General features: G+C 68.3%; 16 protein-coding genes. 4 read left to right on the top strand and 12 right to left on the bottom strand.

Going from position 1 to position 19,848, the window contains the following annotated elements; translation table 11 throughout:
- Nucleotides 1-55: 55 nt before the first annotated feature.
- The 4 genes from M8231_RS11960 to M8231_RS11945 form a co-directional block, all read right to left on the bottom strand.
- Entirely contained in the window at nucleotides 56-529 is a 474-nt protein-coding gene (locus tag M8231_RS11960) for an ion channel (protein ID WP_249749749.1), read from the bottom strand.
- Between the two features lie 38 nt (nucleotides 530-567).
- Nucleotides 568-1,287 (bottom strand): 16S rRNA (uracil(1498)-N(3))-methyltransferase, encoded by a 720-nt coding sequence (locus tag M8231_RS11955; RefSeq protein WP_249749750.1) that lies wholly within the window; start codon nucleotides 1,285-1,287, stop codon nucleotides 568-570.
- An 81-nt stretch (nucleotides 1,288-1,368) separates the two neighbouring features.
- Entirely contained in the window at nucleotides 1,369-1,701 is a 333-nt protein-coding gene (locus M8231_RS11950) for a GIY-YIG nuclease family protein (RefSeq protein WP_249749751.1), read from the bottom strand.
- 118 nt (nucleotides 1,702-1,819) lie between these two features.
- Nucleotides 1,820-2,983 carry an acyl-CoA dehydrogenase family protein gene (locus M8231_RS11945; RefSeq protein WP_250201537.1) on the bottom strand — a complete coding sequence of 388 codons (1,164 nt, stop codon included), beginning with the start codon at nucleotides 2,981-2,983 and terminating at the stop codon, nucleotides 1,820-1,822.
- 73 nt (nucleotides 2,984-3,056) lie between these two features.
- Between M8231_RS11945 and M8231_RS11940 the strand changes: the two genes are divergently transcribed.
- Nucleotides 3,057-3,422, top strand: a complete 366-nt coding sequence (locus M8231_RS11940; RefSeq protein WP_249749752.1) for an ATP-binding protein — start codon at nucleotides 3,057-3,059, stop codon at nucleotides 3,420-3,422.
- Here M8231_RS11940 and M8231_RS11935 read toward each other — a convergent pair whose 3' ends face one another.
- From M8231_RS11935 to M8231_RS11910, 6 genes are all read right to left on the bottom strand, one after another.
- Nucleotides 3,423-5,207: an acyl-CoA dehydrogenase C-terminal domain-containing protein gene (locus M8231_RS11935; RefSeq protein WP_250201536.1), complete on the bottom strand. Its 1,785-nt coding sequence runs from the start codon at nucleotides 5,205-5,207 to the stop codon at nucleotides 3,423-3,425. It abuts the gene before it with no gap.
- Between the two features lie 2 nt (nucleotides 5,208-5,209).
- Nucleotides 5,210-5,689: a MerR family transcriptional regulator gene (locus M8231_RS11930; RefSeq protein WP_249749754.1), complete on the bottom strand. Its 480-nt coding sequence runs from the start codon at nucleotides 5,687-5,689 to the stop codon at nucleotides 5,210-5,212.
- A gap of 150 nt (nucleotides 5,690-5,839) precedes the next feature.
- Nucleotides 5,840-6,166 carry a DoxX family protein gene (locus tag M8231_RS11925; protein ID WP_249749755.1) on the bottom strand — a complete coding sequence of 109 codons (327 nt, stop codon included), beginning with the start codon at nucleotides 6,164-6,166 and terminating at the stop codon, nucleotides 5,840-5,842.
- Between the two features lie 235 nt (nucleotides 6,167-6,401).
- Complete coding sequence (locus tag M8231_RS11920) at nucleotides 6,402-6,635, bottom strand: helix-turn-helix domain-containing protein (protein ID WP_250201535.1); 234 nt, start codon at nucleotides 6,633-6,635, stop codon at nucleotides 6,402-6,404.
- An 8-nt stretch (nucleotides 6,636-6,643) separates the two neighbouring features.
- Nucleotides 6,644-7,171, bottom strand: a complete 528-nt coding sequence (locus M8231_RS11915) for a DUF2975 domain-containing protein (protein ID WP_250201534.1) — start codon at nucleotides 7,169-7,171, stop codon at nucleotides 6,644-6,646.
- 116 nt (nucleotides 7,172-7,287) lie between these two features.
- Complete coding sequence (locus M8231_RS11910; protein WP_250201533.1) at nucleotides 7,288-8,730, bottom strand: protein adenylyltransferase SelO family protein; 1,443 nt, start codon at nucleotides 8,728-8,730, stop codon at nucleotides 7,288-7,290.
- 264 nt (nucleotides 8,731-8,994) lie between these two features.
- On the opposite strand from M8231_RS11910, the gene nhaA reads away from it, so the two are divergent.
- Nucleotides 8,995-10,239 carry a Na+/H+ antiporter NhaA gene (gene nhaA / locus M8231_RS11905; RefSeq protein WP_250201532.1) on the top strand — a complete coding sequence of 415 codons (1,245 nt, stop codon included), beginning with the start codon at nucleotides 8,995-8,997 and terminating at the stop codon, nucleotides 10,237-10,239.
- A gap of 212 nt (nucleotides 10,240-10,451) precedes the next feature.
- Entirely contained in the window at nucleotides 10,452-13,103 is a 2,652-nt protein-coding gene (locus tag M8231_RS11900) for a TonB-dependent receptor (RefSeq protein ID WP_250201531.1), read from the top strand.
- Between the two features lie 464 nt (nucleotides 13,104-13,567).
- On the opposite strand, the gene M8231_RS11895 is transcribed toward M8231_RS11900, so the two are convergent.
- Together M8231_RS11895 and M8231_RS11890 are read right to left on the bottom strand one after the other, a co-directional pair.
- Nucleotides 13,568-16,663 carry an efflux RND transporter permease subunit gene (locus M8231_RS11895; protein ID WP_250201530.1) on the bottom strand — a complete coding sequence of 1,032 codons (3,096 nt, stop codon included), beginning with the start codon at nucleotides 16,661-16,663 and terminating at the stop codon, nucleotides 13,568-13,570.
- Nucleotides 16,664-16,672: 9 nt separating this feature from the next.
- Nucleotides 16,673-17,842 carry an efflux RND transporter periplasmic adaptor subunit gene (locus tag M8231_RS11890; protein WP_250201529.1) on the bottom strand — a complete coding sequence of 390 codons (1,170 nt, stop codon included), beginning with the start codon at nucleotides 17,840-17,842 and terminating at the stop codon, nucleotides 16,673-16,675.
- A gap of 192 nt (nucleotides 17,843-18,034) precedes the next feature.
- Here M8231_RS11890 and lepA point away from each other — a divergent pair, with 192 nt between their 5' ends.
- Nucleotides 18,035-19,843, top strand: coding sequence for a translation elongation factor 4 (gene lepA / locus M8231_RS11885; protein ID WP_250201528.1), 1,809 nt, complete (start codon nucleotides 18,035-18,037; stop codon nucleotides 19,841-19,843).
- Nucleotides 19,844-19,848: the final 5 nt, after the last annotated feature.

Genomic DNA, 19,848 nt, shown 5'->3' with positions numbered 1-19,848 from the left:
CTCCGGCGCGTCGCGGCCGTCTGTCGCGGCTAGATGGGCGAGGACGGGGCCGGGCTCAAGGGGCGTCGGCACGATCGCGGCGCGCCGGGCGTCGCGAAGCGCGCCGATGCGGCAGGACGCGCGCCATGACCGTGACGAAGAAGGCCACCGACCAACCCATCAGCAGGGTGCCGTTGACGCCCTCTATGGCCCCCAGAAGCCGCCACCGCTCCAGGATCGGCGCGTCGCTGTATCCGATGGTGGCGTAGCTGATCGTCGAGAAATAGACCGCCTCGGGCAGGGTCGCGATGGCGTCCAGCGTCACGAAGAGAAAGGCGTAGAGCCAGATCTCCACGCCGTGCAGCGTCAGCAGCGCCAGGGCCACGCCGCTGGCGATGACCGCGCCTTCCAGGGAGAACGGGCTGATCCGGTATCCGGCGCGGCGAAGATCCCGCTCGTGCAGGACCCGCGCGATCACCAGCAGGCCGACGCCGTGCAGCGCCACCGTCGCCAGAACCATCACCGTGGCGATCAGCAGTTCCAGGATCATGCCGCATGGTCCCAGCCCGCTCGCCCTTTGGCAATCGCCTAACGCGCCCAGTCGCCCACGGCCGCCTGCCACAGCGTCATGGCCGCGATGGCGGCGGTGTCGGCGCGCAGGATGCGCGGGCCCAGCGACACGGCGGTGGTGAAGGGCAGGGCCCGCAGGCGCTCGCCCTCCTCGGGCGAGAAGCCGCCTTCCGGACCGATCAGGATGGACCAGGGCCCTTCGCCGGCGTCGCGCAGGGCGGCGACCGCCGGCGCGCCGCCGGTCTCGTCGCAGAACATCAGCCGGCGGCCGTCCCCCCAGCCGTCCAGCAGCGCGTCCAGCCGGATCGGATCGTCGACGGCGGGCACGTCCAGCCGTCCGGTCTGTTCGGCGGCCTCCTCGGCGATGGCGTCCAGCCGGTCCAGGCGGATGCGGTCGGCGTTGGTGCGGTGCGTCAGGACCAGCCGCACGCGCTTGGCGCCCAGTTCGGCCGCCTTTTCGACGATGGTCTCGACGCGCGCCTTCTTCACCACGGCGACGATCAGCTCCAAGTCGGGGCCGTAGGCCTGGGGGCGCACCTGTTCCTCGGCGCGCAGGATCACGCCCTTCTTCAGCACCTCGGCGACGGTGCAGCGCCACTCGCCGTCGCGGCCGTTGAACACCAGCAGGTCGTCGCCCGCCTTCAGCCGCATCACCTGGGTCAGGTAGCGCGACTGGTCGAGGGTGGGGGCGACGGGGGCGGCGGGGGAAAGCGGTTGGGCGACATGGAGACGGATCATCAGCCTACATGACCTGAGGGCGGGCGCTTGTCATCCCGGCCGCAGCGAAGCGGAGAGCCGGGACGGGATGCAGCTGACAATCTAGGCAAGCCCGGTCGGCGTCGCCGAACCGGGCTGAAGGCGCGTCCGCACCTCGCCGTAAAGATCCAGCCAGCGGGGGTTGTCCTTTTCGACCAGCGCGAACTTCCATTCCCGCAACCAGCGCTTGATGCGCTTTTCCCGCAGGATCGCCTGGTCGATGTATCGATGGGTTTCGTACCAGACCAGTTGGTCGATGCCGCGTTCCGCCGTGTAGCCCGGGATCAATCCCGATTTATGCTCGGCCACCCGGCGCACGATGTCGTTTGTCACGCCGACATAGAGATAGCCGCACGGGCCGCTGGCGAGCAGATAGACGTAGAAGCATTGGGTCATGACACCGTCTCCCGGCGCAACCCTTGGGGGTTGTCCGGGAGCGGTCAAGGGGATGGTTTGGCTGGTCCCGTCCCCGATCTTCGCTGCGCTTCGTCGGGGATGACAAGGAAGGGTGCGCCTACAGCGTCCGGGCGATCAGCAGCTTCATGATCTCGTTGGTGCCGCCGTAGATGCGCTGGACGCGGGCGTCCTTGTACAGCTGGGCGATGGCGTATTCGTTCATGTAGCCATAGCCGCCGTGCAGCTGCAGCATCTCGTCGATGGTCTCGCCCTGGATGTCGGTGACCCAGTATTTGGCCATCGAGGCGGTGGCGGCGTCCAGCTGGCCCTTCAGGTGCAGGCCGATGCAGTGGTCGACGAAGACCTTGGCGACGGTCAGCTTGGTCTTGACCTCGGCCAGCTTGAACTGGGTGTTCTGGAAGTCGAGGATGCGCTTGCCGAAGGCCTTGCGCTCCTTGACGTAGGCCAGGGTCGCTTCAAGGCCGCGTTCGGCGGCGGCGACGCCCTGGACGGCGATGTTCAGCCGCTCCTGCGGCAGCTGTTGCATCAGCTGGACGAAGCCCTGGCCCTCGGTCCCGCCGATGATGTTGTCGCCGGGGACCTTCACCTCGTTGAAGAACAGCTCGGAGGTGTCGTTGGCCTCCATGCCGATCTTGTGCAGGTTGCGGCCGCGCTCGAAGCCTTCGGCGCCGTCGGTCTCGACCACGATCAGCGACGTGCCCTTGGCGCCTTCCGACGGATCGGTCTTGGCCACCACGATGATGAAGTTGGCCAGCTGGCCGTTGGTGATGAAGGTCTTGGAGCCGTTGACGACATAGCCGTTGCCGGACTTCACCGCCGTCGTCTTGACGCCCTGCAGGTCCGACCCGGCGCCCGGCTCGGTCATGGCGATGGCGCCGACCAGTTCGCCGGATTGCAGGCGGGGCAGCCAGCGTTGCTTCTGCTCCTCGGTGCCGTAATGCCAGATGTAGGGCATGACGATCGCATTGTGCAGCGAAATGCCGAAGTGGTCGGCCCCCTTCCAGCCCAGCTGGCGCATCAGCACGACCTCGTGGCGATAGTCGCCGCCCATGCCGCCGTCTTTCTCGGGCATCGACAGGCCCAGCAGGCCGTCGGCGCCGGCCTGGCTCCACAGGGCGCGGGGCACGCTGGACGCGGCGATCCACTGCTGGACCTTCTCCGGCGGCGCGTGCTCGTCGATCCATTTGCCGACGGAATCGGAGAAGAGGGTGATCTCTTCTTCCTGCATGAAGGCGGGGTCGGGGCTGTTGAGGATGTTCATGGCGTCTTCCCTTGGACGGTGGTTCCGATCAGTGTCGGAGCTCTGATTGGAGGTGGGGATGCGATCTGTCTGGGTGGCGATCATCGCCTTGGGGCTTGCCGCCTGCGGACAGCCTGTGCGCTGGCAGAAGGTCGATGGCCCCTATCTGATCGTGGCGGCCGACGATCCGCTCAACCGCCACCTGTCGTACGACCTGGGGGACGGAAATGCGATCGGCCGCGTCGATTCCACGGTCACGGGGGTCGGCCACGACGACCGGTACATCACCGTGCGCCGCGAGCCGAAGGGTCGGTCCGGTCTGGTCGAATATTATTATGTTGTACGCGCTCTCGACGGGCCGGGTGTTCCACCGGAGGCCTTGAAGGGCCCTTTCGACGAAGCGGCTTACGAACGCGAGGTCAAGCGTCTGCATCTGCCTGACCTCGCACCCGTTTATTGATCAGAACGCCTCGGCCGGCATGGCCATCAGCACCTCGGCGCCGGTCTTCATCTTCTTCAGGTGGGCGCCCGCGTCGGGCAGGATGCGCTCGACGAAGTAGCGGCCGGTCTGAAGCTTGGCGGCATAGTAGGGATCGGTCGAACCGGCCTCGATCTGTCCTTGAGCCGCCTTGGCCATCTGGGCCCACATATAGGCCAGGGCCGTCAGGCCGAAGACGTTCAGATAGTCGGTCGAGGCGGCGCCGGCGTTGTCCGGATTGGCCATGCCGTTCTGCATCAGCCACATGGTGCCGTCCTGCAGCTTGGCCTTGGCGTCGGCCAGGCCGTCGACGAAGGGCTTGATGGCCTCGTTCGCGCCGTTCTCGGCCACGAAGGCGTCGATCTCGCCGAACCAGGTCATGATGGCGCGGCCGCCGTTGGAGGGCAGCTTGCGGCCCACCAGGTCCAGCGCTTGAATGCCGTTGGCGCCCTCGTAGATCATGGTGATGCGGGCGTCGCGCAGATACTGGCTGGCGGGGAAGTGCTCGGTGTAGCCCGAACCGCCGTGCACCTGCATGGCCAGGGACGCGACGTGGAAGCCCTTGTCGGTCAGATAGGCCTTCAGTACCGGCGTCAGCAGGCCCATGTAGTCCTTGGCCCGGGTCGCCACGGCCTCGTCCTCGGACTTCTCCAGGTCGGCGTGCAGCGCGGTCCACAGGATGAAGGCCTGGCCGCCCTCGACGAAGGCGCGGGCCTCCAGCAGCATCCGGCGCACGTCCGGGTGGACGATGATCGGGTCGGCCGGGCCGTCCGGGTTCTTCGGCCCGGTCAGCGAACGGCCCTGCAGGCGGTCCTTGGCGAACTCGACCGCGGCCTGGTAGGCGGCCGTGCCGATGGCCAGGCCCTGCAGGCCGGTGCCCAGGCGCGCCTCGTTCATGACCACGAACATGTTGTTCATGCCGCGGCCTTCTTCGCCCAGCAGCCAGCCCTTGGCGCCGTCGTACTGCATGACGCAGGTGGCGTTGCCGTGGATGCCCATCTTCTCTTCCAGGCCGGCGCATTCCAGGCTGTTGCGCTCGCCCAGCGAGCCGTCCTCGTTGACCAGGTATTTCGGCACCACGAACAGGCTCAGCCCCTTGATGCCGGGGACGGCGCCCTCGATGCGGGCCAGGACGGTGTGGATGATGTTGTCCGAGAAGTCGTGCTCGCCCGCCGAGATCCAGATCTTCTGGCCGGTGATCGAGAAGCTGCCGTCGTCGTTGCGCACGGCCTTGGTGCGCACCATGCCCAGGTCGGTGCCGCACTGGGGCTCGGTCAGGTTCATGGTGCCCGACCATTCGCCCGAGACCATCTTGGGCAGGTACTTGGCCTTGATCTCGTCCGAGGCGCTGGCGTGGATGCCGGCGTAGGCCGAGGACGTCAGGCCGGGATACATCGAAAAGGCCGCCGAGGCGCCGGCCGTCATCTGGCCGAAGGCCGAGGCGACGACGCTGGGCATGCCCTGGCCGCCGTATTCCGGATCGGCGGCCAGCGCCATCCAGCCGGCCTCGGACATGGCCTTGTAGGCTTCCTTCCAGCCCTTGGGGCCGGTCACGACGCCGCCCGGCGCCCAGTGGCAGCCTTCCTTGTCGCCGGGATTGTTGATGGGGGCGATGACCTCGTCGGCGAACTTGGCGCCTTCCTCCAGGATCTGGCCGACCAGGTCGGACGAGACGTCCTGGAAGCCGGGCTGGTTGGTGTAGCGGTCGATCTCCAGCACCTCGTTCAGGATGAAGGTGAAGTCGCGGACGGGCGCCTTGTAGGCCATGATTACGCTCTCGCTTTGAACGGGTGGTGGTCGTGGTTGAGGCGGGACTTGAGCAGCCGCTCATAGTCCTCGGCGCCCGGCAGCAGGTCCGGGCGGTGTTCGGACAGTTTGGATTCCATCCAGGCGCAGGCCTCCTCGGCCGTCTCGATGGCGCCCTCGATGTCTTCCAGCTGTTGTTTCAGCGCCTCGATCTGGGCGCGGTGGCGCACCAGGGCGACGGCCATCTGATGGACGTTGTGATCCTTGCGGTCGTAGAGATCCATCATCTCCTGGATCTCCTGCAAGGTGAAGCCGATGCGGCGCCCCCTCAGGATCAGCTTCAGCCGGGCCCGGTCGCGCGCGTCATAGACGCGGGTCTGGCCCTTGCGCGCGGGCGTCAGCAGGCCCTTGTCCTCGTAGAAACGAAGCGCGCGCGCCGTCGCGCCGAACTCGCGGCACAGCTGGCGGATGGAATAGGTGCGATGATCGTCGGCGGTCGCCATGCCGCCTTCATAACTTTACGTGCGCGTAAAGGGAAGCGTCTTTACGCGCACGTAAGGGTAAGCTTCACGCGCGCCGCGCCGCGCCAGAAAGAGGGCCCGGAACCTGGGGGAGGGGTTCCGGGCCCATGCGGCGCCGCCGGCTGGGGGAGATCAGGCCTTGCGGCGACCCAGCAGCACCGGAACGGTGATGGCCAGAAGGACGGCGTTGACGACGGCCAGGCCGATGTCCTGGCTGAGCGCGTGAACGGCCAGCATCACGGCCTCGAGGATGATCAGGCCGACGGTCGAGGTCAGCAGCACCGGCCGGAAGGCGCGCCAGGAGATCAGCGGCGTCAGCACGCCCAGGGCCAGCACGATCTCGACCACGCCCAGGCCGCGCACCATGTTCTCGGGCGCGACGGCGGGCCAGCCCATCAGGGTGATCAGGTTGGTCATCGACTCGGTCAGCTTGGCGTAGCCGGCGGCGATGAAGAACATCGCCAGCCAGCCCTGCAGCGTCCACAGGGCGATGTTCTTGTAGGCGGCGCGCGAACGCGCCCGGGGGGGAGGAAACGGGGAGGGTGGTCGTGGTCATCGGAAGAGCGCCTGAATTCGCAACAGTGACGATATCGGATTGCTCCTCGCCCTGCGCAAGAGGGTGTATAGCGACGCTCCGCCGATTTGTCATCACGCGATGACATCAACTGATGACATCAGCTGATGACTTATTGTTTCAGTCCGGTGAAAGCTCTGTCTCCGGATGGGGGCCCGGCGTCTGGACGATCAGGTCGCCGGGCTGGCAATCCAGTTCGCGGCACAGGGCGTCCAGGGTCGAGAAGCGCACGGCGCGCGCCTTGCCGGTCTTGAGGATCGACAGATTGGCCATGGTGACGCCGACCCGGTCGGACAGTTCGGTCAGGGACATGCGCCGCTCGAGCAGCAGGCGGTCCAACTGGATCAGGATCATGGCGCGCCTCAGACCGTGCTCAGCTGTTCGTCGCGCATCGCCGATCCCTGCCGGAACACCTCGGCCAGGATGAAGACGACCAGGATGCCCAGCCAGGAGCCCAGGCCGATATCGTAGTCCGTGGGCGCCTGGTCGATGCTGAGCGGCGCGACGACGGCCAGCAGAATGGCCGTCAACTGGATCCCCAGCAGACCGAAGCCGACGGCCTGCAGGCGCTTCACATTGGCGCGTTCGAAGGCGTCGCCGCGGTTGACCGACAGCAGGATGGCGCGCAGCCGGTTGATCACCCACCAGGTGAAGCCGCAGGCCAGGAAGGCGCCGAGCAGGGTCAGCCGCTCCACGACCGCCAGGCGCCGGCTCGGATCTTCGCGGGCATCGTTGAGGCCGTCGAGAAAGCCGGACGCCAGGTCCGGCACGAACAGGCTGAGGAATGTGACGAAGGCCATGAAACAGGCGGCGATCATCACGAACACATTGACGAACCCCAGGCACCAGCGCAGCGCGCTCGCCGCCGAATATTTCCCGATCAGCTTCATAAGCCCGTCTCCCGGGCCGCCCCTCGCGGCCTGCTTGGCGACTATCGATATGCATTTATCGAAAAACAGACAAGAACATTATCGATAAACGAGATGAAGCTTTTGTAAGGTTAGGATCAGCCGAAGGCCCAGGCCGCGCGCGCCGCCTCCAGCCGCGCCAGCTTGGCCTCGAACGGCGCCCAGTCGTCGTCGGCGTCGATCGCGCTCCAGATCGCTTCGACCTCCTCGATCAGCATCTCCTCCGGCTCGCGGGCGGCGAACATCGGATGCTCCAGCCGCGCGATGCGGTCGGGTTCGTGCTCCATCAGGGCGAAGCGGAAGGCGTCGAAGGTCTCGCCCTGATAGATCCTGGCGCGCGGACCCGACAGGGCGCGGGCGGAGGAGGCGAAGCCGCCGAACCAGTCGAAGAACAGCGGCTCCCACCGCAGCGACGCGCCGCCTTCCCGCAGCAGGGCCAGGGTCGCGTCCAGCAGCCGCTGGTCCGCCGCCTCGCCCAGGCTGAGCACGCCCAGCCGCATCAGGAAGGCCGCGCGCAGTTCGCGGATGTAGGCGGGGCCGAAGCCGTTCAGGGCGTCCGTCAGCGGCTCGACCTCGGCGACCAGCTTCAGGCAGCCGGCCAGCTGCGTCAGGTTCCAGAACACCGCCTCGGGCTGGCGGGCGAAGGCGTAGAGGCCCGTCTGGTCGAAATAGGCGGCGGTGAAGCCGGGGTCGTAGAAGGGCAGGAAGCGCCAGGGGCCGTAGTCGAAGCTCTCGCCCGTCACGTTCAGATTATCGGTGTTCAGCACGCCGTGGACGAAGCCGGCGGCGATCCAGCGCGCGGTCAGCCGGGCCGAGGCGGCGACGATCGCGGCCAGCAGGCCGGGCGCGTCCCCCGGCGCGACCTGCGGGTGATACAGGGCGCGCACGTGCTCGACCAGCGCCTCGATCTGGTCCCGACGGCCCAGATAGGCGGCGCGCTGGAAGGTCCCGAAGCGCACATGGCTGTGCGACAGCCGCACCAGCACGGCCGAGCGCGTGGGCGAGGGTTCGTCGCCCCGCTCCAGCGCCTCGCCGGTCTCGATCAGCGACAGGGCGCGGCTGGTCGGGACGCCCAGCGCCTCCAGCATCGCGGCCGCCAGCGCCTCGCGCACCCCGCCCTTCAGCGTCAGCCGGCCGTCGCCGCCGCGCGACCAGGGCGTCCGCCCGGACCCCTTGGTCCCCAGGTCCATTAATCTTGGCCTATCGCTCGCGACGCGGTCGCTCGCCGCCTGCGGCGTTTCGCGCAGCTGGGCGGCCAGGAAGCCGCGGCCGTCGCCCAGGTCGGGATTGTAGGTGCGGAACTGATGGCCGTGATAGCGCATGGCGATCGGGCCGGGCTGGCCGGGCAGGGGCGCGAACCGGCCGAAGGCGGCGATCCATTCGGCGTCGGTCAGCGTCTCCAGCCCCACCTCGGCGGCGGCCCGGTCGTTGCGCAGGCGCAGGATCGTCTGGGGAAAGTCCGCCGCCGTCACCGCGTCGGCGTAGTCCGGCCCCAGGTCGAAGAAGCGGGGTTCGGGGCGATAGGCGGGGGAAACGGGCATGGCTGCTAGGTGCGTCGCCCGGAGGTCCGGCGCAAGCGGGGCCGCCGCCGCTTTCCCGGCCGCCCCGCCGGGCGCGAAAGACGCCCCGGCGGTTGAACCTTGAGCGTGGAGCCGTATTATTCCCCGCAGAGATCAGGCCCTGCGGCGTCCGCCGCAACGGCCAGGCCGGCGTCGTCTTCCGTCGTGAGGGCGGCGAACCCGGTCCGGCGTCCGTCGATAACCTGGCGCCGCGACAGCTTCAGCAGATCAAGACCGGAGGCCGCCGTGGCGCGCAAACTCACGCTCGATTTCCTCAAGACCGAGGCCGCATCCGGCTCGGCCCTGGCGCTGGCGGCGATCGCCGCGGTGCTGGTGGCCAACTCGCCCTGGTCGGCGGACTATTTCACCTGGCTGAAAAGCTATCACGTGCTGCAGATCGGCCCGCTGCGGCTGGAGGAGACGATCTCCGACTGGATCAAGGAAGGCCTGATGGCCATCTTCTTCCTGGTCGTCGGCCTGGAGATCAAATACGAGATCCTGCGCGGCGAGCTCAGCGATCCCAAGAAGCTGGCGACGCCGGTCCTGGCCGCGATCGGCGGCATGGCGGGCCCGGCGGCCGTCTATCTGGCGCTGACCGGCCTGATCGGGGCGCCGCACCAGGGCTGGCCCATCCCGCTGGCGACCGACATCGCCTTCGCCCTGGCCATCTTCGGCTTCGTGGGCAAGGGCCTGCCGTCGTCGCTGCGCATCTTCCTGCTGACCCTGGCCATCGTCGACGACCTGGGCGCCATCGCGCTGATCGCGGTGCTGTTCAGCGAGGGCGTGAACTGGACGCCGCTGCTGTGGGCCGCGGCCATGCTTTTGGTGGGCGCCGTGGCGGCCCGCCGCTTCCAGGTCGCGGCGCCCTTCTGGGTGCTGGGCTTCGCGGCGGTCTGGTACCTGACGGTGATTTCGGGCCTGTCGACGTCGCTGACCGCCGTGGCCTTCGCCGCCATCGTGCCGATCAAGGCCCGTCGCGAGACGCACCAGAGCCCGCTGAAGGAGGCGATGCACGACCTGCACCCGTGGAACGCCTATCTGGTCCTGCCGCTGTTCGCCTTCGCCAAGGCGGGGGTGTCCTTCGCCGGCCTGTCGATGGAACAGGCGTTCGCCCCGCTGGTCATCGCCATCGCCCTGGGCCTGTTCCTGGGCAAGCAGGCCGGGGTCCTGGCCGCCGCCTGGCTGGCCTCGGCCCTGAAGATCGGCGCGCGGCCCAGCGGCGCCAGCTGGATGCAGGTCTATGGCGTGTCCCTGCTGTGCGGCGTCGGCTTCACCATGAGCCTGTTCATCGGCGTGCTGGCCTTCCCCGGCGCGGTCGATTCCCCCGAGCAGATCGAGGTCAAGCTGGGCGTCATCGGCGGCTCCATCCTGTCCGCGGTCGCGGCGGCCGTCGTGCTGGCCCTGGCCGGTCGCGGCCGCGAGGCGGACCCCGCCGCCGAGGAGCCGGATGTCGAGCCTTTGCAGGGGTATGGCGCGCAAAAAGTGACCTAAGGTCAGGATTTTCTGTCTCTTCCGTGTCACAGATCGGCGAACTGAGGCGAAAAATCGTCGCGGCGAACAACGCTCGCTTGTCCCGCGACGCGAAGCGGGCTTAGCCTCGCAATACTGAACTCGTCCCCACGCAAGGGCCGGGTCGCCAAGGGAACAAGGAAACGCCGCGGTCGCCCCGCGCGACCGGGCCTCTAGAGCCGGGAGGACGCCTCATGCGCCGCATCAATCACCTCAAAACCACCGTATCCGCCGCCGTCGTCGGCGCCGCCGCCTTCGGCCTGGCCGGCGCGGCCGCCGCCCAGGAAGCGCCCGCCACGGTCGACGACATCATCGTCACCGCCCAGCTGCGCGAGCAGAGCCTGCAGGACGTGCCCGTCGTGGTCACCTCCCTGTCTGAGGAAGCGCTGCAGAAGGCCGGCGTGCGCGACATCAAGGATCTGCAGATCCTGACGCCCGGCATGACCGTGACCTCGACCCAGTCCGAGGCCTCCACCACCGCCCGCATCCGCGGCGTCGGCACCGTGGGCGACAACCCCGGTCTGGAAAGCTCGGTCGGCGTGGTCATCGACGGCGTCTATCGCTCGCGCAACGGCGTGGGCTTCGGCGATCTGGGCGAACTCAGCCGCATCGAGGTGCTGAAGGGGCCGCAAGGCACCCTGTTCGGCAAGAACACCTCGGCCGGCGTCATCAACATCGTCACCGCCCTTCCGTCCTTCAATCCCGGCTTCCAGGCCGAGGCGACCGCCGGCAACTACGGCGCCTGGGGCGTGGCGGGCTCGGTGACCGGGCCGATCGCCGACGGCGTGGCCGGCCGCCTGTACGCCGCCGCCCGCCAGCGCGACGGCTTCTATGACGTGGACACCGGCGACGGTCCGCGCACCACGACCGACGACCAGAACCAGGACTTCTGGACCGTGCGCGGCCAGCTGCTGATCCAGCCGTCCGAGAACGCCTCGGTCCGCCTGATCGCCGACTATTCCAAGCGCGACGAATACTGCTGCGTCGGCGTGGTCACCCGCTCCAGCCCGACGGCCGCCATCATCAACGCCCTGACGGCGCCGAACGGCCCCGGCACGGCGGCGCAAGGCGGCGGCGACGGCCGCGTGCCGTTCTCACGCCAAGCCTACGCCAACCGCGACACCAACCAAGTGATGGAGGACATGGGCCTGTCGGCGGAAGCCAACATCGACATCCCGTCGTGGAACGCGCGCCTGACCTCGGTCACCTCGTACCGCGATTGGTCGACCGTCAACGGCATGGACATCGACTACACCGGCGCCGACATCCAGTATCGCGACGACGACGGCAGCTACGGCTACGACCTGACCAACCTGACCCAGGAAATCCGCCTGGCCGGCACCAGCGACAAGTTCGACTGGCTGATCGGCGCCTTCGCCACCAAGGAGGACATCGGTCGTCAGGATAGCTATTTCTTCGGCGCCGACTACAACCCGTTCCTCTCGCTGCTGCTGACCTCCAGCCTGGCGGCGCAGACGGGCGGCGCGGTGGCCCCCAGCCCGGCGCGGCTGGGCTGCTTCTCGGGCAACTACGGCCTGGTGCCGGCCGCGGCCCGGGCCCAGTACTTCCTCGGCTGTCTGACCGGAAACGCGGCGACCCCGCCGCTGCCGGGCGCGCCGGTGAACATCGTCGGCCAGGGCGTGGTCGACAACTACGCCCAGACCTCCAAGTCGTTCGCCATCTTCACCAACAACACCTGGCGCGTGACCGACCAGTTCGAACTGACGCTGGGCCTGCGCTACACCATGGACGACAAGCGCCTGCTGGGTCTGCAGGACAACGTCAACGGCAACGGCGCCTCGTGCGCGGCGGTGCTGGGCAACTCGGCCCTGATCGCCGGCGCCTTCGGCGGCCTGCTGGGCAGCCCGGCGGCCGGCGCGGCGGCCGCCAACGCCCTGATCGGCCCGCAGTGCCTGCCGTGGAACAACGTGCTCTACGACAATCGCGCCATCAGCGAGAACTTCGACGACGGCGAGGTGTCGGGCACCTTCAAGGCGGCCTACCGGATCAACGACGACGTCATGGTCTATGGCTCCTACGCCCGCGGCTACAAGGGCTTCGGCTACAACATGGACCGGGTGCAGACGGGCGTCACCCCGGACGCCTCGCTGTTCTTCCCGGCCGAGACGGTGGACAGCTACGAAGCGGGCTTCAAGAGCTCGCTGTTCGACAAGTCGGTGCTGTTCAACGCCACCTACTTCAACCAGAAGTTCGAGGACTTCCAGCTCAACACCTTCCTGGGCACCGCCTTCGTGGTGGAATCCATTCCCGAGCTGAAGACCCAGGGCGTCGACGCCGACATGATGTGGTTCACGCCCCTGGAGGGCCTGACCCTCTCGGGCGGCCTGACCTACACCGACGCGGAATACGGCGACTTCACCGCCGCCGACCTGACCAGCCCCGGCCGCTTCCCGCAGCTGTCGCTGCTGCCGGGCGCGCGTCCGTCCTTCGCGCCGGAATGGTCCGGCTCGGCCTCGGTCAACTTCGAGCGTTCGCTGGGGGGCGGCCTGCGCGGCGGCTTCGCCCTGTCGGCCAAGTACATGACCGAATACAACACCGGCTCGGACCTGATCCCGTTCAAGATGCAGGACGCCTTCACCGTCGTGAACGGCCGCATCTCGCTGGGGTCGGACGACGAGCGCTGGACCGTCGACGTCTGGGCCCAGAACCTGACCGACGAGGAATACGTCCAGGTCGCCTACAACTCGCCGCTTCAGGGCACGGCCTTCCAGACCTCGGTCCAGCCGAACGGCACCTATTACAACCAGGCGCTGGACACCCAGGGCATCAGCGCCTTCCTGGGCGCCCCGCGCACCTACGGCGTCACCCTGCGCGTCAAATACTGATCGCTTCGCGCCCGGGCCGAACGACGAAGGGCCGACCGGGAAACCGGCCGGCCCTTTTTCATGGTCGTATTACAGGCATGGAATCCGCTTCCGCATCCGACCCATTGCGGCTGTTAGCCGAGTCGTCGCGCAATCAGCGACCTGACCTGACTCACCACCTCATCCGGTCCGTCGATGACGAGGCCCATGTATGTTTCGGCAGTGAGAGTGAGAGGCCCGGTTGGAGACGCCCAACGCTGCTCAACGACTTCCTGCGAGCCGAACAGCGACCATTTATGATCGAGTCGCCGAGCCCCGACCTTCTTCAACGCCCATGTCGCGACGCGGAGCAGGCGTCGATCGTGTTCAGGCCCAAGAACTTCTGTCGCCATAGTGCCGCCTCCATTCAAGCGACACCGTTGCACTGCCAAGGTCCGCTTTCCACCCATCGCGGACCTTCCGAAGGTCCGCGACGGGCGTCGGCCTCATTCCGCCAGCGTCGGCTGCTCCCGCTCTCCGTCCATCCGCCGTTGGCCGGCGGTCAGGCCGCGCAGGCGGCGGCGCGCGAACTGGGCCACGTCGTCGACGATGGTGAAGATCGCGGGGATGTAGAGCAGCGACAGGAAGGTCGAGGAGATCAGCCCGCCCAGCACGGCGATGGCCATGGGCGAGCGGAACTCCACGTCGGCGCCCCAGCCGATGGCGATGGGCACCATGCCCGCGCCCATGGCGAAGGTGGTCATCAGGATCGGGCGCGCCCGCTTGTGGGCGGCGTCCATGATGGCGTCGAACCGCTTCATGCCCTCCTGCTCGGCGATGATGACATAGTCGACCAGCAGGATGGAGTTCTTGGCCGCGATCCCCATCAGCATCAGCACCCCGATCAGGGCCGACATGGAGAAGCTGCGGTCGGCCAGCACCAGGGCGATGAAGGCCCCGCCGATGGCCAGGGGCAGGGCGGCCATGATGGTGATCGGATAGGCGAAGCTTTTGAACAGCAGCGTCAGCACCGCATACATCAGCAGGATGCCCGAGACGAAGGCGATGGCGAAGCCGGTGATCATCTCCTGAATGAACTCGGCGTCCCCGGCCGGCACCTGGCGCACGCCGGCGGGCAGGTTCTGCACGGCGGGCAGGCGCTGCACCGCCTGGCCGGCCGCGCCGGTGGTGATGCCGTCCAGCTCGGCCGTGATCGAGGCGATACGCGAGCGGTCCTGGCGGCTGACGGTCGCGGGGCCGGCGCCGAAGGCGATGTCGGCCACGGCGCTGAGCGGCACCGAGGTTCCCGACGCCGTCGGCACGCGCAGGTTCTCCAGCACGTTCAGGTCCTCGCGCGCCTCTTCGGTCAGCTGCAGGCGGATCGGGATCTGGCGGTCGCCCAGATTGTACTTGGGCAGGTTCTGGTCGACGTCGCCGATGGTGGCGACCCGCACCGCCTGGGAGATGGTCCCCGCCGAGACGCCGGCCAGGGCGGCCTCGTCCGGTCGCGGGGTCACCACGATCTCGGGGCGGGCGATGGCGGCGGTGTTGACCACATTGGCCAGGCCGGGGACGCCGCGCATCTGTTCCTCGACCGCGCGGGCGGTGGCTTCCAGGGTGTCGGGATCGTCGCCCAGGATGGAGAAGGTGTAGCTGGTGCCGTCGCCGGGCCCGCCGCCCTGCTGGGCGATGCCGGCGCGGATGCGGGCGCCGGGGATTTGCTTCATCTGGTCGACCATGACGCGGGCGAAGGCCTGCTGGCTCAGGTCGCGGTCGCCCTTGGGCACCATGTCGGCATAGACGTTGGCCTGGTTCACGTCCTGGCCGCCGATGGCCGCATAGACCGAGGTGACCTCGGGCCGGGCCTCCAGCAGGTCCGTGACCCGCTGCACGATGGCGTCGGTCTCGCGCAGGGTGGTGCCCGGCGGCGTCTCGATCTGGAAGGCCGCGCGGCCCTCGTCGGCCGGCGACATGAACTCGAACGACATCCTGGCCGCGATCGACAGGCCGATGGAGCCGATCAGGAACAGCGCCCCCAGCACGAACACCTTCCAGCGGTTGCCCAGCGACCAGCGCAGCGCCTTCAGATAGCCGCTCATCCAGAACGGATCGCGGTCCTCGTGCTTGGTGTGCTTCAGCATATAGGCCGCCATCAGCGGCGTCAGCGTGCGCGCCACGACCAGCGAGAAGAACACGCTGATGCAGGCCGCCAGGGCGAAGGCCTTGAAGAACTGGCCGATGATGCCGGGCATGAAGCCGACCGGCGCGAACACGGCGATGATGGTGCCGGTGGTGGCCACGACCGCCAGGCCGATCTCGTCGGCGGCCTCGACGGCGGCGTCATAGGGCGGCTTGCCGTCGCGCATGTGGCGCACGATGTTCTCGATCTCGACGATGGCGTCGTCGACCAGGATGCCGATGGTCAAGGACAGCGCCAGCAGCGTCACCACGTTCAGCGACTGGTCCATCGGCGCCAGGATGGCGAAGGTCGGGATCAGCGACATCGGCATGGCGGTGGCGGCGATCAGGGTCGCGCGCCAGTCGCGCAGGAAGATCCACACCACGATCACGGCCAGGACCGCGCCCAGGATCAGGGCCTCCAGCGAGGCCAGATAGCTTTCCTCGATATACTGGACGCTGGACGTCACCTGCTGGATGGTCAGGTTGGGATTGGCGTCGTCCAGGCGGGCGACCTCGGCGCGGACGCGCTTGGCCAGGTCGACCTCGCTGGCGGTGCGCGAGCGCAGGAAGTTGAAGGTCACCGCCTCCTGGCCGTCGTAGCGGGCGATGCGGCGCGGCTCGCCCCACTTGTCCTCGACCTTGCCCAGGTCGTCCAGGCGCACGGTGCGCCCGTCGCCCAGCGGCACCAGGGTCTGGCGCAACTGCTCCAGCGAGGTCGCGGCGCCGACCGTCCGCACGGCCCGCTCGGACCCGGCCACGGTGACGCGGCCGCCCGGCAGGTTGTTGTTGACGTTGACCAGGGCCTGGCTGACCTGGGCGGCGGTCACGCCATAGGCGGCCAGACGCTGGGGATCCAGCTCGACCCGCATCTCGCGATCGACCCCGCCGGAGCGGTTGACCTCTCCGACCCCGCCCAGCGCCAGCAGCGAGCGGCTGACCTCGTTGTCGATGAACCAGCTGATCTGTTCCGGCGACATGGTCGCGGAGCGCACGACATAGGTGATCAGGGCGTCGCCGGTGATGTCGATGCGCTGGACCGTCGGCTCCTGCATGTCCTGGGGCAGGCTGGCGCGCACGCCGCTCATGGCGTTGCGCACGTCGTTGGTGGCGCGCTCGGTGTCGGTGCCCAGTTCGAACTCGATGGTCGTGGAGGACACGCCGTCCGAGACGTTGGAATAGATGTGGCGCACGCCCGACAGGCCGGCGATCGAGTCCTCGATCAGGCGCGTGACCTGGACCTCCATCTCGGCCGGGGCCGCGCCCGGGCGGGCGGCGGTGACGGCCACGATGGGGAAGTCGATGTCGGGGTTGTTGTTGATCCGCATCCCCGCGAAGCCGGTGATCCCCGCCAGCGTCAGCAGGATGAACAGCAGGATGATCGGGATGGGGTTCTTGATCGCCCAGGACGAGATCTGGTTCATGGCCGGGCCCTACTTCGCGGCCGGCTGGGCGGGGGCTTGGGCGGGAGCCTGGGCGGGCGCGGCGGGACGGCCGGCGCCGGTCGTGGCCACGGCGACGCGGTCGCCGTCGTTCAGGAAGCCCGCGCCCTGCACCACCACCCGGGCGCCGGTCTGGACGCCGCTGACGGCGGTCTGCGCGTCGGTGCGCGACAGCACCTCGATCGGCTGGAAGCGGACGGTGGCGCCGTCCGCGCTCAGCACGAAGACGCCCGCGCGATTGTTGCGATAGAGCACCGAGGCGGTCGGCACCGTCGTCGCCGGCTGGTCGCCCACGGCGATGCTGGCGCGGGCGAACATCCCCGGCTTCAGCTGGCTGCCGGGCGCCAGGGAGATGCGGGCCACGCCCAGGCGCGTCTCCGGGTTCACCTCGGGCGTCACGATGCGCACCGTGCCGGTGGTCGATCCCGCCTCGCTGGAGGTGACGGCGGCCGACTGGCCGGCGCGGATCAGCGGCAGTTCGGTCTCGGGCACCTGGGCGTCCAGCTCCAGCCGGCCGTCGCGCACCATGCGGAACAGTTCGGTCCCGGCCTGGATGATCTGGCCCTTGGTGACGCTGCGGCTGATGATCTGGCCGCTGACGGGCGCGCGGATGGTGGCCTGGCTCAGCTGGGTGCGGGTCTGGGACAGGGTGGCGCGGGCGGCGGCCAGGTTGGCGGCCGAGGACCGCTGGTTGGCCAGGGCCGTGTCCAGCGACGCCTGCGACAGGAAGCCGCGCGCCTTCAGCTCCTGGGCGCGGGCCAGGGCGGCGTCGTCGCGGGCCACGTTCGCCTCGGCCAGCTGGACCTGGGCCTGCTGCTGCTGCTGCTGGGCGCGCAGCAGGACGTCGTTCATCTGCACCAGGGGCTGGCCCTGGCGGACGTAGGAGCCCTCGTCGACATAGAGGGCGGTCGCCGTCAGGCCGCCGGTCTCGGCGGCGACGGGCACCTCTTCCCAGGCCGAGACGGTGCCCGAGGCGCTGACCTTGCGGTCCAGGTCGGTCTGGCTGACCGTGGCGACGGTGACGGTCTGGCGCGACGCGCCGGCCTTTTCCGAGGCCTTTTCGTCGCCGTGGCCGCCGCAGGCCGCGAGAAGCATCACGCCAAGGGTCGCGGTCGCGGCCAAGGTCGAACGGCCGAGGGTCGAACGAGAGAGGGTGAACACGGAAACGGTCCTTGCGTCTGTGGTCCCTGAGACCGGGCGGGAAGGCGACTGTGCGGTTTCGTCCCATACCGCGTCCGGGAAGTCCGCTCAAACGCCCACAGCTTTCATTGCAAAGGCTTAATGTGGCGCGGTGAAGGTCGTCGCGGCCCCCGCCGCTTGGTCCCGGCCCGCGCGCGTGATAGGGGCGCGCGCATGACCACGCCGCCCATCGACCGCATCCGGAACTTTTCCATCGTCGCCCACATCGACCATGGGAAATCCACCCTGTCCGACCGCCTGATCCAGGCGACCGGCGGCCTGTCCCAGCGCGAGATGTCCGAGCAGGTGCTGGACAACATGGAGATCGAGCAGGAGCGCGGGATCACCATCAAGGCGCAGACCGTGCGCCTGAACTACACGGCCCGCGACGGGCTGGACTATGTCCTGAACCTGATGGACACGCCGGGCCACGTCGACTTCGCCTATGAGGTCAGCCGCTCGCTGGCCGCCTGCGAGGGCTCGATCCTGGTGGTGGACGCCTCCCAGGGGGTCGAGGCCCAGACCCTGGCCAACGTCTATCAGGCCATCGACAACAATCACGAGATCGTGCCGGTCCTGAACAAGATCGACCTGCCCGCCGCCGAGCCGGACCGGGTCAAGGCCCAGATCGAGGACGTCATCGGCATCGACGCCTCCGACGCCGTCCTGGCCAGCGCCAAGTCGGGCCTGGGCATCGAGGACGTGCTGGAGGCCGTGGTGGCCCGCCTGCCGGCGCCCAAGGGCGACGCCAACGCCCCCCTGAAGGCCATGCTGGTCGACGCCTGGTACGACCCCTATCTGGGCGTCGTCGTGCTGGTGCGCGTGTTCGACGGCGTGCTGAAGACCGGGATGCGGGTCAAGATGATGCGCAACGGCTCGACCCACCTGATCGACCGGGTCGGCGTCTTCCTGCCCAAGAACACGCCGGTGGACCAACTCGGCCCCGGCGAGGTCGGCTTCATCACCGCCCAGATCAAGGAGGTCGCCCACGCCGCCGTCGGCGACACGATCACCGACGAGAAGAAGCCGACCGCCGAACCGCTGAAGGGCTTCAAGGAAGTCCAGTCGGTGGTCTTCTGCGGCCTGTTCCCGGTGGACGCCGCCGACTTCGAGGACCTGCGCGCCGCCATCGGCAAGCTGCGCCTGAACGATGCGTCCTTCACCTATGAGATGGAATCCAGCGCCGCCCTGGGCTTCGGTTTCCGCTGCGGCTTCCTCGGTTTGCTGCACCTGGAGATCATCCAGGAGCGGCTGAGCCGCGAGTTCAATCTGGACCTGATCGCGACGGCCCCCAGCGTCGTCTACAAGATCAAGCAGCGCGACGGGACCGAGATCGACCTGCACAACCCGGCCGACCTGCCCGACGTGATGCAGATCGAGTCGATCGCCGAGCCGTGGATCAAGGCGACCATCCTGACGCCGGACGAATATCTGGGCGGGGTCATCAAGCTGTGCCAGGACCGCCGCGGCATCCAGTCCGAACTGTCCTACGTCGGCAGCCGGGCGATGGTGGTCTATGAGCTGCCGCTGAACGAGGTGGTGTTCGACTTCTACGACCGGCTGAAGTCGATCTCGAAGGGCTACGCCTCGTTCGACTACGAACTGACCGACTATCGCGAGGGCGACCTGGTCAAGATGTCGATCCTGGTCAACGCCGAGCCGGTGGACGCCCTGTCGATGCTGGTCCACCGCGCCCGGGCCGAGACGCGCGGCCGCGGCATGGTCGAGAAGATGAAGGAGCTGATCCCGCCGCACCTGTTCCAGATCCCGATCCAGGCGGCCATCGGCGGCAAGATCATCGCCCGCGAGACGGTGCGCGCGCTGCGCAAGGACGTGACGTCCAAATGCTACGGCGGCGACGCCACCCGCAAGAAGAAGCTGCTGGAGAAGCAGAAGGCCGGCAAGAAGCGGATGCGCCAGTTCGGCAAGGTCGAGATCCCGCAGGAAGCCTTCATCGCCGCCCTGAAGATGGACGAGGACTGAGGCCC

This window comes from Brevundimonas albigilva (genome assembly GCF_023573565.1).
In the GTDB taxonomy this organism is placed as follows: domain Bacteria; phylum Pseudomonadota; class Alphaproteobacteria; order Caulobacterales; family Caulobacteraceae; genus Brevundimonas; species Brevundimonas albigilva.
This window is presented reverse-complemented; position numbering and strand designations above follow the sequence as displayed.